Source organism: Azohydromonas lata (genome assembly GCF_034427735.1).
Lineage (GTDB): Bacteria > Pseudomonadota > Gammaproteobacteria > Burkholderiales > Burkholderiaceae_C > Azohydromonas > Azohydromonas lata.
In genome coordinates, this window is record NZ_JAXOJX010000032.1 from 1 (window position 1) to 13385 (window position 13385).

The window sequence follows — 13385 nt, forward strand, 5'->3', positions numbered from 1 at the left end:
CAGCAGCGCCGGCGCCGGCGCGACGGGCTCCGCCGCGCCGCCGTCCGCCGCGGACGCCGCCGCGCCGGGGCGGGCCAGGTCCAGCGCTTGGCCTATGGCCGAGAGCAACTGCTCCAGCTCGTCCAGCAGCGCCTGCCCGGTGGCGTGCAGCGTTTGCGCCGAGGCGCCTTCGGCCAGCGCGCGGTCCAGCGCGCGTGCGCGCCGCGCCAGCGAGGCCGCGCCTATGGGCTCGGCCGAACCCCACAGGATGTGCGTGAGCGACTTGAGCCCGGCCATGTCGCCGGTGGCCAGGGCGCGCCGTGCCAGCGGCAGCCGCGCGCCGTAGTGGTGCAGGAACTGCTCCAGCACGCGGCGGTAGAGCGTGGCCTGGCCGCCCAAGTAGCGCAGCGCCAGCGAGGCGTCCAGGCCGGGAATGGCGGGCACCGACGGCACGGCCTCGGCCTGGTCCGTGGCGTCGGCCGGGCTCGGCGGCGCGGCCTCGGCGGCGCCCTGCGGGTGGGTCATGGGCAGCCAGCGCAGCAGCGCGGCGAACAGGCGCGGCGGGTCCACGGGCTTGGGCACGTGGTCGTTCATGCCGGCCTCCAGGCAGGCGGCGCGGTCCTCGGTGAAGGCTGCCGCCGTCATGGCCAGGATGGGCGTGGCGCTGTGCCGCGGCAGCGCGCGGATGCGCCGCGCCGCCTCCAGCCCGTTCATGTTGGGCATCTGCATGTCCATGAGGATGAGCGCGTAGTCGCCGGTCTCGGCGGCCTGCACGGCCTGGCGGCCGTCGTCGGCCAGGTCCACCTCCAGCCCGGCCCAATGCAGCAGCTCCAGCGACAGGCCCTGGCTGATGGGGTCGTCCTCGGCCAGCAGCACGCGCGCGCCGCCGCAGCGCCAGCGCACGGTGTCGGCATCGGCCTCCTGCTCCACGTGCGGCACGTCGGTGGGCGGCAGGTCCTGCTGCCCTTCGCGCACGCGCACGGTGAACCAGAACTCGCTGCCCACGCCGGGCTCGCTGCTGGCACCGGCCTCGCCGCCCATCATCACCGCCAGGCGCTGCGTGATGGCCAGGCCCAGCCCCGTGCCGCCGAAGCGCCGCGTGGTGGAGGCGTCCTCCTGGACGAAGGCGCCGAAGAGATGCTCCAGCTTGTCCGGCGCGATGCCCTTGCCCGTGTCGCGCACGCTCATGCGCAGCAGCAGCCCCTGCGCGCCGCGCTCCAGCAGTTGCGCGTGCACGTCGATATGGCCGCGCTCGGTGAACTTCACCGCGTTGCTCAGCAGGTTGAGCAGCGCCTGCGACACCCGTGTCGGGTCGCCCAGCAGCGCGTCGGGCACGTCCTGCACGTCCACCGTCAGCCGCAGGCCCTTGGCGCGCGCGGCCTCGTCCACCAGGGCGCGGCTGCCTTCGAGCAGTGCGCGCAGTGAAAAGCCCGTTTCCTCCAGCTCCAGGCGCCCGGCCTCGATCTTGGAGAGGTCCAGGATGTCGCTGATGACCTGCAGCAGGTGGCCGGCGGCCGTGCCGATGCGCGAGAGCCGCTCGGCCTGCAGCGCGTCCACCACGTCGCGGCGCAGCAGGTGCGTCAGGCCCAGGATGGCGTTGAGCGGCGTGCGTATTTCGTGGCTCATGTTGGCCAGGAAGGCGCTCTTGGCCTCGTTGGCCGCGTCGGCGCGGTCGCGCGCGCGCACGAGCTCGGCGTTGGCCTGCTGCAGCTGCTGCGTGCGCTCGTCCACCAGCTCCTGCAGCCGGTGGCGGTGGCGGTCGAGCTCGGCGGCGGTGCGCTTCTTCTCCGTCACGTCCTCGACGATCCAGAGGTGGTGCGTGATGCTGCCGTCGGCCTGGCGTATGGGCGCGGCGCGGACGAGCTCGTCGTAGTGCTCGCCGTTCTTGCGCTGGCAGCGGAACTCGCCGGACCAGATCTCGCCGCGCTCCATGGCCTGCCACAGCATGCGCTTGCGCAGCGCCGGCACGCGCCGCGGCTGCAGCGAGTGAATGAGGCGGCCCACCGCCTCGTCGCGCTCGAAGCCGGTGATGTGGGTGAAGGCGCCGTTGACGTACTCGATGCGCCCGGCCGTGTCGCGGATGGCGATGCCCATGGGGCTTTGCTCCACGGCCAGCGAGAGCTTGCGCAACTGCTCCTGGGCCTCCCAGCGCTCGGTGATGTCGCTGTGCACCACCACGGCGCCGCCGGCGGCCGTGTTCAGCGGCGTGACGGTCATGAGGAACCAGCGCATGCGCTGCGGCGAGTGGCAGGGGTACTCGCGCGAGAAGCTCGGCAGCCGGCCCTGCAGCACGGCCTCGATGCCGGCAGCAGCGCAGGCGGCCTCGCCGGCCTGCGGTCCCTCGGCCGCGCGGCACAGGGCCAGGTAGCTGTGGCCCAGGACGTTGCCGCCGCCGCCGTTGTCCTGGGCAAAGCGGGCCCAGGCGGCGTTGACCTTGACGATGATGCCGTCGCGGTCGAGCACGGCCATGTGGTCCAGCACCGAGTCCGTGACGGCCTGCACCAGCTCGTTGGCCTCTCGCAGCGCCAGCTCCGCGCGCTTGCGCTCGGTGATGTCGCGCGCGATGCCGAACATGCCTATGACCTGGCCGTGCTCGTCGCGCAGCGGGCCCTTGGTGGCGAGGTAGGTGAAGACGCCCTGGGCGGTGACGTACTCCTCGTCGTAGGGGCGCACGCGGCCTTCGCTGACGACCTGCGCGTCGTTGGCGCGCAGCACGGCGGCCTGCGCGGCGGGCATGTGGTCGCTGTCCAGCGTGCCCAGCACTTCCGCGGGCGTGACGCCCAGCACGCGGCTGGCCTCGCCGTTGCAGAGCAGGTAGCGGCCCTGCAGGTCCTTGGCGTAGATGGCGTCGTTGGAGCCCTCGGCGATGGCGCGCACCAGCGACAGCGCGCGCAACTGCTTGGCCTGCTCCTCGCGCTCGACGTGCGCGGCGTTGAGCGCGCGGCGCTCGCGCAGCAGCACCATGGCCGCGCCCGTGCCCAGCAGCGCCATGGCGCCGGTGGCCAGTATCCAGGCGGAGTTGCCCAGCGAATGGGCGCGCAGCTCGGCCTGGTCGATCTGCGCCACCAGCACCCAGTCGCCGCCGTCCACCGGGCGCACGGCGCCGAACACCGGCACGCCGCGGAAGTCCGTGCCCGCGGCGCCGCGCCCAAAGGGCAGCGTGCCCGCCAGCGCGCGCCCGGCCAGCAGTTGCGGCGTGGACATCGGCAGCGCCTGGCCGTCGAGCTGGTTGGTGAGCACGTCGCCCTGGCGGCGCAGCAGCAGCGAGCGGCCGCTGCGCGTGTCCGTGGCCCAGCCGCCCAGCATGTCCAGCAGCGAGTCGCCCAGGTCCACGCGCAGCACCACGGCCAGCTGCGCCGGAGCGCCCTGGCCCACCAGCGGCACCACCATGTCCAGCCACGGCGTGCCGGTGGGCGGGTCCAGGCTGGTGTGCTGCAGGATGTCGCCGCTGGCCAGCGCCTGCTGCACCACGGCCTGCAGCCCCTCGCTGTCCTCGCCGGGCTGCGCGCTCTCGGTGGACAGCAGCTCGCCGCTGTCGTCGTACAGCATCACGGCGTGGTGGCCGAAGGCCAGCCGCATGGCCGACACGCGCTGCAGCAACTGCTGCAGCGCCTCGGTGTCGCCGTTGCGCCAGCGCTGGTAGTGGCTGGCGTACACGGGGCTGGAGCGCACGAAGCGGGCCTGCGACTTGCGGTAGGAGAACCAGCTGGAGAGCTGCGCGGCCTGGCGCTCGGCCACCGTCTCGATCTGGCGCACCTGCTCCTTGCGGCGCTCCTCGTAGTTGCTCAACAGCACCAGCCCGGTGATGCTGGACACCACCACGGTCATGGCCAGCAGCGGCAGCAGGCGCGGCGCCGTGGTGTTGCTGGCGCTGCGCGAGGGCCCGGCGCTGCGCACCACCAGCCTGTACAGCAGCACCGCCGTCACGCCCACGAACATCCAGCCCTTGAGCGCGCTCAACTGCAGCAGCCAGTCCGGCTCCAGGCGCAGTTGCGCCAGCAGCCAGTCCGACCCCCAGATCCAGGCCGAGCCCAGGGCGCCATAGGCCAGCGCCAGGCGCAGCGCGTGGCGGCGTGCCCGCTCGGTGGCCTCGCCGGGAGTCGGCCCCGTGGTGCGGTTCACGTCGTCAGCGCGTGGCCAGCGCATCGGTGGCGTCGGACTCGTCCGGGTAGCGGCAGGCGATGTCGCAGAAGTGCGCGTAGTCGGCCAGGAAGAGGTCCAGCAGGTCGGGATCGAAATGCCGCCCGCGCTCGGCCGCCAGGATGTCGCGCACCCGTTCGGCCGGCATGGGCGCCTTGTACACGCGGCGCGAGATGAGGGCGTCGAACACGTCGGCCAGCGCCATGAGCCGCGCGGCCAGCGGGATGGCGTCGCCGGCCAGCCCCTCGGGGTAGCCGCTGCCGTCCCAGCGCTCGTGGTGGTGCAGCGCGATCTGGCGCGCGTAGGCCAGGAACTCCACGGGCTCGTGCAGGTCGTCCACGGCGCGGTCTATGGCCGCGGCGCCCAGCGCGGCATGGGTCTTCATCACCGCCCATTCTTCGGCCGTGAGCGGCCCCGGCTTGAGCAGGATGTGGTCGGGGATGCCGACCTTGCCGATGTCGTGCAGCGGCGCGGACTTGGCGATGAGCGCGATGGCGTGCTCGCCGAGCTGCGCGGCCAGGCGCGGCAGCGCCGCGGCGCGCCGCGCCAGCGCCAGCACGTACTCCTGGGTGCGCAGGATGTGGTTGCCGGTGTCGTTGTCGCGCGTCTCGGCCAGGCGGGCCAGGGCGCGGATGGTGACGTCCTGCACCACCTGGTTCTCGTGCATGCGGCGCGAGATCTCGGCTTCAAGCAGCGCGTTGTCGCGGCGCAGCAGGTCGCGCGCGCGCTTGAGCTCCAGGTGCGTCTGCACCCGCGCCAGGACGATGGCCGGGTGCAGCGGCTTGGTGATGTAGTCCACCGCGCCCAGGGTCAGGCCGCGCTGCTCGTCCTCCACGGCGTCCATGGCGGTGATGAAGATCACGGGCACGTCGCGCGTGGCGGGTTCCTGGCGCAGCCGCTGCAGCACTTCGTAGCCGTTCATCTCCGGCATCATGATGTCCAGCAGCACCAGGTCGGCCACGGGCGGCTGCGCCGCCAGCCGCAGGGCCCGCGCTCCGGAGTTGGCCGCGCGCACGCGGTACGGGCCGCACAGCAGCTCGCCCAGCACGGTGAGGTTTTCCGGGTTGTCGTCGACGATGAGGACGGTGCTTTGGGACATGGTGAAGGTGGGCATCGGCCGTGCTGGGCCGAGGCCGCCGGCGGGAAATGGGAACTGGATCGCCGTCCCGGGCGATGCGTGCGCGGCCGCTGCGGCAGCGCCGTGCACACCTCGGGCACTGTAAGGGGCGCCCCGGGCACCTGGCCATGACGAGGCTCACAAAGCTGCCACGGAATGCACACGCCGCGCCGCGCCGCAACGCCCCGGGCGCGGCCTGCGCGCCGCTGCCGCCGCCACGGCCGCCGCGGAAGGGCGCGCAAGCGAGAAAAGCGGCACGAAAACCCTGTCCCGGCGGGCGCAAGCGCAGCCGTGGCGTGGGCAAGACTTGCGAACCACGTTCCGGGTGCGGCCCCTCGCGCGCGTGGCGGCCTCGCGGCCGCCGCGGTGCAGGCGGCGCCGGGAACGTGTTCACGCAACCACCGAACAAGATTGGCTGCGCCGCCGGCCCCGCGCCGCGCGGCGCGCCGCTGCGCCATGAAGACTTCCCGCCGACTTTCGCTGTCCCTGTCGCTATGCCTGCTGTCCTCCGCCGCGCTGCTGGGCTGCGGCGAGGACAAGGACCCCACGGCGCTCATCGCCTCCGCCCGCGGCTACCTGGAGCAAAACGACCCCAAGGCCGCCGCCATCCAGCTCAAGAACGCGCTGCAGAAGTCTCCTGACCTGGCCGAGGCCCGCGTGCTGCTGGGCCGTGCGCTGCTGGACCAGGGCGACGTGGTGGCTGCCGAGGTGCAGGTGTCCAAGGCGCTGGAGCTCGGCGGCGTGCAGGACGACGCCGTGCCCCTCATGGCCAACGTGCTGCTGGTGCAGGGCAAGGCCGACCAGGTGCTGGCGCGCTATGCGCACGCGTCGCTGTCGCGCCCCGAAGCGCAGGCCGCGCTGCACGCCGCGCTGGCGCAGGCGCACCTCACGCTCAACGACCGCGAGCGCGGCCAGGCCGAGATCGAGGCCGCGCTGGCGCTGGACCCGAAGCTGATGGCCGCGCAACTGCTGCAGGTGCGGCTGCTGGCATCCAAGCCGGACCTGCCCGGCGCGCGCAAGATGGTGCAGGACGTGCTGGCGCAGCATCCCAAGTCGCCCGAGGCGCTGCTGCTGCAGGCGGCGCTGGCCCAGGCGGCCGAGGACATGGACGCCGCCGCGCAGGCCTACCAGCAGGCGCTGGCGCTGCGCAAGGACCTCATGGCCGGCTATGGCGGCTACATCGGCCTGCTCAACCAGCAAAAGAAGTACGACGAGGCCGACAAGCAGCTCGCCGCGCTCAAGAACCAGTTCCCCGAGCACCCGCAGACGCGGCTGCTGGAGGCGCAGTCGGCGCTGCGCAAGCGCGACATCAAGGGCGCGCGCGAGGCGCTGCAGGCCGTGCTCAAGGTCGCGCCCAACCACCCTTACGCGCTGCAACTGGCCGGCAGCGTGGAGTACGAGGACGGCGCGCTGGCGCAGGCCATCGCCTACTTCACCAAGGCCAATGCGCAGGTGCCCGATTCCGTGCCCGTGCGCCAGGCCCTGGCCCAGGCGCTGCTGCGCGCGGGCGAGACCGACAAGGCGCTGGCCACGCTGCAGCCGCTGGTGGAAGACAAGTCGCCCGCCCTGGCGGCGCTCAACCTGTCCGCGCAGGCCTACCAGCAAAAGGGCGACCTCGCGCGCGCCGAGGCGCTGTTCAAGCGCGCCGCGGCGCTGGACCCGGCCGACAAGCGCACGCGCGTGGCGCTGGCGCTCAACCAGCTCGCGCGCGGCGACGCCTCGGCGCTGGAGGTGCTGCAGTCCACCGCCGCGGGCGACCAGGGCGCCACGGCCGACCTCGCGCTCATCAACGAGCGCATGCGCCGGCGCGAGTTCGAGCCGGCCCTCGCCGCCATCGACGCGCTGGAGAAGAAAGCCGACGGCAAGGCCCTGGCGCCGCTGCTGCGCGCGCAGGTGCAGCTCGCGCTCAAGCAGCCGGAGAAGGCGCGCCAGAGCCTGGAGCAGGTGCTCAAGGCCGAGCCCGCCAACCTGCAGGCCGCCGCGGCCCTGGCCGAGCTGGACGTGCGCGACAAGCAGTTCGACGCCGCGCGCAAGCGCTTTGACGGCGTGCTCAAGGCCGACGCGCACAACGTGGGCGCCATGCTGGCGCTGGCGCGCATACGCCAGGCCGCCGGCGAGCCCGCGCCGGCGGTGACCAAGGCGCTGCAGGAGGCCGTGCGCGCCAACCCCGGCGACCAGACCGCGCGGCTGGCGCTGGTGGAGCAGCACCTGGCGCTCAAGGACAACGCCGCGGCGCTGGTGGCCGCGCAGGAGGGCGTGGCCGCGCTGCCGGACAACCCCGCGCTGCTGGCCGCGCTGGCGCGCGTGCAGGCGCTCAGCGGCGACTTCAACCAGTCCGTCAGCAGCCTGAACCAGGTGGCCACCAAGCAGCCCAACTCGGTGCAGGCGCAGCTCATGCTGGCCGAGGTGCACCTGGCGGCCAAGAACTACGACGCGGCGCTGTCCGCGGTGGAGCGCGCGCGCTCGCTGGCGCCGCGCGACTTCAACGTGGCGCAGCGCGCGGTGGCGGCCTACCTGGCCGCGGGCAAGCCGGCGCAGGCCCTGTCCACGGCGCGCGCGCTGCAGAAGGAAAAGGACATGGCCGTGGCCGGCCTGGTGCTCGAAGGCGACATCGAGGGCTCGCAGCGCCACTGGCGCGAAGCTACGGCGGCCTACCGCGCGGCGCTCGCCCAGCAGCCCGACAGCACGGCCGCGGCCGTGAAGGTGCACAGCGCGCTGCTGGCGCAGGAGGACAAGGCCGGCGCCGCCGCCTTCGCCAACAAGTGGATGGCCGACCACGCCAAGGACGGCGGCTTCATGTTCCACCTCAGCGAGGTGTCCCTGGCCCAGCGCGACTTCCCCACGGCCGAGACGCGGCTCAACGAGGCGCTCAAGCTGCGCCAGGACGATCCCATCGTCCTGAACAACCTGGCCTGGGTGCAGGTGCAGCTCAAGCGCGCCGAGGCGCTGGCCACGGCCGAGAAGGCCAACAAGCTGCGCCCCGACACCCCCGCCTTCATGGACACGCTGGCCACCGCCTTGGCCGCGGCCAAGCAGACCGACAAGGCGCTGGAGCTGCAGAAGAAGCTGGTGGCGCTGGACGCCAAGGAGCCCACCTGGCGGCTGAACCTGGCGCGGCTGTACCTGGACGCCGGCAAGCGCAACGAGGCCCGCACGGAGCTGGTGGAGCTGTCCAAGCTGGGCAAGGACTTCAACGCCCAGGAAGAGGTGCAGAAGCTGCTCAAGGAGCTGTGAGCAGCGGCTGCAGCCCGCGCAGGCCGGGAGCCCGGCCGCGCCGGCTCGCCGCGCCCCACCCGCGCGCCCGGGCGCCGCGTCACACGCGGTGTCCGGGCGTTTTTCGTTGCGTGCGCGGCTTACTTCTTGATCTCGACGTGCCCGCCGAATTTGAAACGCAGCGCCGACAGCACCTTCTCCGCGTAGGTGTGGTCCTGGCGCGAGCGAAAGCGCGTGAACAGCGCCGCGGTGAGCACCTCGGCGGGCACGGCCTCCTCGATGGCGGTTTCCACCGTCCAGCGGCCTTCGCCGGAGTCCTGCACCACGCCGGAGAAGTTGGAGAGGCTCTCGTTCTCGGCCAGCGCGTCGGCGGCCAGGTCCAGCAGCCAGCTCGACACCACGCTGCCGCGGCGCCAGAGCTCGGCGATGTCGGCCAGCGGCAGCTCGTAGCGGCGCTCGGCCGGCACCTGCGGCTTGCTGGCGCTGCGCATGATGTCGAAGCCCTCGGCCATGGCCTGCATCATTCCGTACTCGATGCCGTTGTGGATCATCTTCACGAAGTGGCCCGCGCCGGCCGGGCCGCAGTGCAGCCAGCCGCGCTCGGCGGTGGCGGTCTCGGCCGACTCGGTGCGCGCCGGGGTGCGGGCGATGTCGCCCACGCCGGGCGCCAGGGCTTCAAACAGCGGCGCCAGGCGCTGCACCACCGGGGCCTCGCCGCCGATCATCAGGCAGTAGCCGCGATCCAGGCCCCACACGCCGCCGCTAGTGCCGACGTCCAGGTACTCCAGGCCCTTTTCGCGCAGCCCGGCCGCGCGCCGCACGTCGTCGTGGAAATGGGTGTTGCCGCCGTCGATGATCACGTCGCCGGGCGACAGCCGCGCGGCCAGCGCGGCGATCGTCTCTTCGGTGACGCGGCCGTGCGGCAGCATCACCCACACGGCGCGCGGTGCCTGGAGCTGCGCCACCAGCGCGTCCAGGTCGGCCGCGGGGCGGGCGCCCTCGGCGGCGATCCGGTCCACGGTCGCCGCGTCGGCATCGAACACCACGCACTCGTGCCCGGCACGCATGAGCCGACGCACGATGTTGCCGCCCATGCGGCCCAGTCCCACCATTCCCAATTGCATCTTCAAATCCCGCTTGTGCGCCGCCCGTCGCTGGACACAGGGTGGGACAGCGCTGTCCAAAAATGGGCGCGAGTGTAATCCCGGCGTCAGGCGGTCCATGGCAGGAGGGTGAACGTCGCTGCGGCAGGCGTGCGCAATGGCACGCGGCCGCCCCGGGCGCTCCTGGCTCGGTATGGTTGCGTGGTAGAATTTTTGATTTTCCGGCCTGCGCGCACAAATTCTGCTTCAAATTGATGGTCGCAAAACGAGGTTGATTTTCGGATATTGAATATCCGAGTTGGCTTGGTCAATATTTTGATGGTTGCGGCGGAATAGGGTGGGTGGCGCCTTCGTCAATCATGGAATATATAAATATTCCAAATATTGGGCGGGTGCTGGGCCTGGAAAAGCCAGTTGATTTGCCGCGCGGGTGCGCTATTGAATTGCCGGCCGATGAGGCCGATTGGGCCGGTGGCCAGGAGTTTTGGGATGTCGAATTTTTATTATCAGGACGGAACCCTGATGGTGGAGGGCTTGAGCGCGCGCGACGTGGCGCAGGCGCACGGCACGCCCGCCTACGTGTACTCGGCGCAGGCGCTGCGCGAGGGCCTGGGCACCATCCAGAAGGCTTTCGCGGCCATAGACCCGCTGGTGTGCTTCTCGGTGAAGTCCTGTCCCAACCTGAGCGTGCTGAAACTGCTGGTGGACCATGGCGCGGGGCTGGACGTGGTCAGCGGCGGCGAGCTGCGCCGCGCGCTGCAGGCCGGCGCGCCGCCTGAAAAGATCGTGTTCGCCGGCGTGGGCAAGTCGCGCGAGGAGCTGACGCTGGCCATCCAGCAGGGCGTGCTGATGTTCAACGTGGAGTCCACGGCGGAGCTGGAGCGCATCAACGAGATCTCCGGCGGGCTGGGCCGCAAGGTGCAGCTGGCGCTGCGCGTGAACCCCGACGTGGCCGACGAGACCACCCACGCCAAGACCTCGACGGGCGGGCGGGAAACCAAGTTCGGCATTCCGCTGCACCACGCCGAGAAAATCATTGCCGACGGCGGCTTTGAACATGTGGACATTTGCGGCCTGCACGTGCATTTGGGCTCGCCGCTGTCGGAAGCCTCGCCTTACCTGCTGGCCATCGAGGCGCTGGAGCAGATGGAGCAGCGCCTGGCCGCCGCGGGCCGGGAAATCCGCTACATCAACGTCGGCGGCGGTTATCCGGTGAGTTATGCCTCGCCGGGGCAGAGTTTCCGCCCGGTGCTGGAAATCGGCCAGGCGATTGCCGAGCGGCTGCAGGGTTTCCGTGCACGCGGCAAGAAATTCGTGGTCGAGCCCGGCCGCTCGGTGGTGGCCAACGCGGGCCTGCTGCTGTGCCAGGTCGAGTACATGAAGCAGGGCTGGGACCACAAGATCGCCATCGTCAACGCGGGCATGAACACGCTGATCCGGCCCACGCTGTACGGCGCCTTCCACCTGATGTGGCCCGCGCAGCACGACGGCTTCACGGGCGACTGGGAAGCCGTGGCCCGGCTGCCGGCCCAGGGGCTGGAGAAGGTGGACGTGGTGGGCCCCATCTGCGAGACGGGCGACTACCTGGCGCTTGGGCGCTCGCTGCCGGCCATGAAGAGCGGCGACCTGCTGGCGGTGTTTTCCTGCGGCGCCTACGGCATGAGCATGGCCAGCAACTACAACTCGCACGGCCGCCCGGCCGAGGTGCTGGTGGACGGCAGCGAGATGCGCCTGATCCGCCGCCGCGAGGTCTACGAAGACCTGGTGGCCTTCGAGGTGGACCTGCTGAAGTAAGGCCAAGGCCAACCACGCGGGCTCCGTGCCGGGGCCCGTGTTGCTTGGCCGCCAAGGCATGCGGGTTGCACCGCCGCCGGTGGGTACAAAGGCGACTTCGCCTGCTTTACCCCACCGACAGGAGCCCTGATGGCCGACGCACCCTACACCCCGCCCAAGGTCTGGAAATGGGAGGCCGCCAGCGGCGGCTCTTTCGCCAACATCAACCGTCCCATCGCCGGCCCAACGCACGACAAGGCGCTGCCGGTGGGCGAACACCCGCTGCAGCTCTACTCGCTGGCCACGCCCAACGGGGTGAAGGTGACCATCCTGCTGGAGGAGCTGCTGGCCGCAGGCCACAGCGGCGCGGAGTACGACGCCTGGCTCATCCGCATCAATGAGGGCGACCAGTTCGGCAGCGGTTTCGTGGAGGTGAATCCCAACTCCAAGATCCCGGCCCTCGTGGACCGCAGCCAGGAGACGCCCATCCGCGTCTTCGAGTCGGGCTCCATCCTGCTCTACCTCGCGGACAAGTTCGGCGCCTTCATCCCGCAGGATCTGCCCGGACGCACCGAGTGCCTGTCCTGGCTGTTCTGGCAGATGGGGGCGGGCCCGCTGCTGGGCGGCGGCTTCGGCCACTTCTACGCCTACGCGCCCGAGAAATTCGAGTACGCCATCAACCGCTACGCCATGGAGGCCAAGCGGCAGCTCGACGTGCTCAACCGCCGCCTGGGCGAGCACCGGTTCATGGCCGGCGAGGCCTACACGATCGCCGACATGGCGATCTGGCCCTGGTACGGCGCGCTGGTGCTCAACCAGGTCTATGGCGCGGCCGAATTCCTGGATGCGCCCAGCTACACGCACGTGATGCGCTGGGCCCGCGAGATCGCCGAGCGCCCGGCCGTGCGGCGCGGCCGCATGGTCAACCGCACCTTTGGCGATCCGGCGGAGCAACTGCACGAGCGCCACGACGCCAGCGATTTCGAGTTGCGCACCCAGGACAAGCTGCAGGCGGCCGGCGGCAGCAACGCCTGACGGCGGGCCCGGCTCAGCGCAGGAAGAAGCCGGTGGGGAAGGGGTCCGAATCCTCCAGCACCCACTGGTTGAAGCCGCTGACGTGGGCCGTGCCCGTGACCTCGGTGATGGCGCCGTCCAGGTCGCCCACTTTCACAGCCTCGGTCACGCGGACGGTGAAGCGGCTGCCCACGATGCTGCCGTTCACATAGGGTTCATTCAGTCCCAACTGGCCGCGCAGGAACAACTGCGCGGCCCGCCCGGACGTGCCGGTGCCCGTGGGCGATCGGTCCACTTCCCGGTCGGCGAATATGCAGACGTTGGATTGGTCCACGCCCCCGCAATTGGGTTTGCCGTCGATGATGGTGCCGTAAAGCTCATTCAGGCCCGGCTCCAGCGGATGCCGGATTTGAATTTTCTCCTTCACCGCCGCCTTGGTTTCCGCGCCCAATTGAATCAATGAGCGAACCTGTTCCGGCTTGATTTCAAGATTGGCCTGATCGCCGTTGATGTAGTAATAAAAGGCACCGCCGAAAACGATGTCGCCGGTGATACGGCCAAAATTCGGTGTTTCGACTTCCAGATCCCGCATGAATATGAAGGCGGGAACGTTCCTGAACGTCACCGCGCCGGCGCGCGTGCCGTCCCACTCGACGTGCGCCTCTATGAAGCCGGCCGGCGCGTCGAAGCCTATGCGCGTGGCTGGCGCCGTCCGCTCGACGTAACCCATTTCCACCAGCACCTTGCCGAGGGCAATGATGCCGTGGCCGCACATGTCGCTGTAGCCTTCGTTGTGTATGAATACCACGCCGAAATCGGCCTGCGGCGTGGTGGGCGGCAATAAATAGGCGCCATACATGTCGGCATGGCCGCGCGGCTCGTTCATCAAGAATTGGCGCAGGTCGTCGCGATTTGCCTTCAGCCAGGCGCGCTTTTCCAGGATGTTGCTGCCCGGCACCGGCGGCATGCCTGAAACCAATATGCGCAGCGGCTCACCGCCGGTATGGGCGTCAATCGTCTGGAGGGTGCGGGTGAAATTCAGCATG

Annotated in this window: 7 protein-coding genes; 3 read left to right on the forward strand and 4 right to left on the reverse strand. The window is 70.7% G+C overall.

Annotated features, from left to right (window positions below; translation table 11 throughout):
• Together SM757_RS18575 and SM757_RS18580 are read right to left on the reverse strand one after the other, a co-directional pair.
• Nucleotides 1–4101 (reverse strand): PAS domain S-box protein (locus SM757_RS18575; RefSeq protein WP_322466630.1); only part of this gene is annotated, 4101 nt, incomplete at its 3' end.
• A 4-nt stretch (nucleotides 4102–4105) separates the two neighbouring features.
• Entirely contained in the window at nucleotides 4106–5218 is a 1113-nt protein-coding gene (locus SM757_RS18580) for a response regulator (protein ID WP_084267242.1), read from the reverse strand.
• Nucleotides 5219–5692: 474 nt separating this feature from the next.
• On the opposite strand from SM757_RS18580, the gene prsT reads away from it, so the two are divergent.
• Nucleotides 5693–8470 (forward strand): XrtA/PEP-CTERM system TPR-repeat protein PrsT, encoded by a 2778-nt coding sequence (gene prsT / locus SM757_RS18585; RefSeq protein WP_322466631.1) that lies wholly within the window; start codon nucleotides 5693–5695, stop codon nucleotides 8468–8470.
• A 119-nt stretch (nucleotides 8471–8589) separates the two neighbouring features.
• Here prsT and gnd read toward each other — a convergent pair whose 3' ends face one another.
• On the reverse strand, nucleotides 8590–9573 hold the full coding sequence (gnd, locus tag SM757_RS18590; protein WP_066332937.1) for a phosphogluconate dehydrogenase (NAD(+)-dependent, decarboxylating): 984 nt from the start codon (nucleotides 9571–9573) through the stop codon (nucleotides 8590–8592).
• Nucleotides 9574–10041: 468 nt separating this feature from the next.
• Here gnd and lysA point away from each other — a divergent pair, with 468 nt between their 5' ends.
• Together lysA and yghU are read left to right on the forward strand one after the other, a co-directional pair.
• Complete coding sequence (lysA, locus tag SM757_RS18595; protein WP_322466632.1) at nucleotides 10042–11346, forward strand: diaminopimelate decarboxylase; 1305 nt, start codon at nucleotides 10042–10044, stop codon at nucleotides 11344–11346.
• A gap of 129 nt (nucleotides 11347–11475) precedes the next feature.
• On the forward strand, nucleotides 11476–12360 hold the full coding sequence (gene yghU / locus SM757_RS18600; protein WP_322466633.1) for a glutathione-dependent disulfide-bond oxidoreductase: 885 nt from the start codon (nucleotides 11476–11478) through the stop codon (nucleotides 12358–12360).
• A 13-nt stretch (nucleotides 12361–12373) separates the two neighbouring features.
• Here the strand turns inward: yghU and lhpH are convergent, their stop codons facing one another.
• Nucleotides 12374–13384, reverse strand: a complete 1011-nt coding sequence (gene lhpH / locus SM757_RS18605; protein WP_322466634.1) for a trans-3-hydroxy-L-proline dehydratase — start codon at nucleotides 13382–13384, stop codon at nucleotides 12374–12376.
• Nucleotide 13385 lies beyond the last annotated feature (1 nt).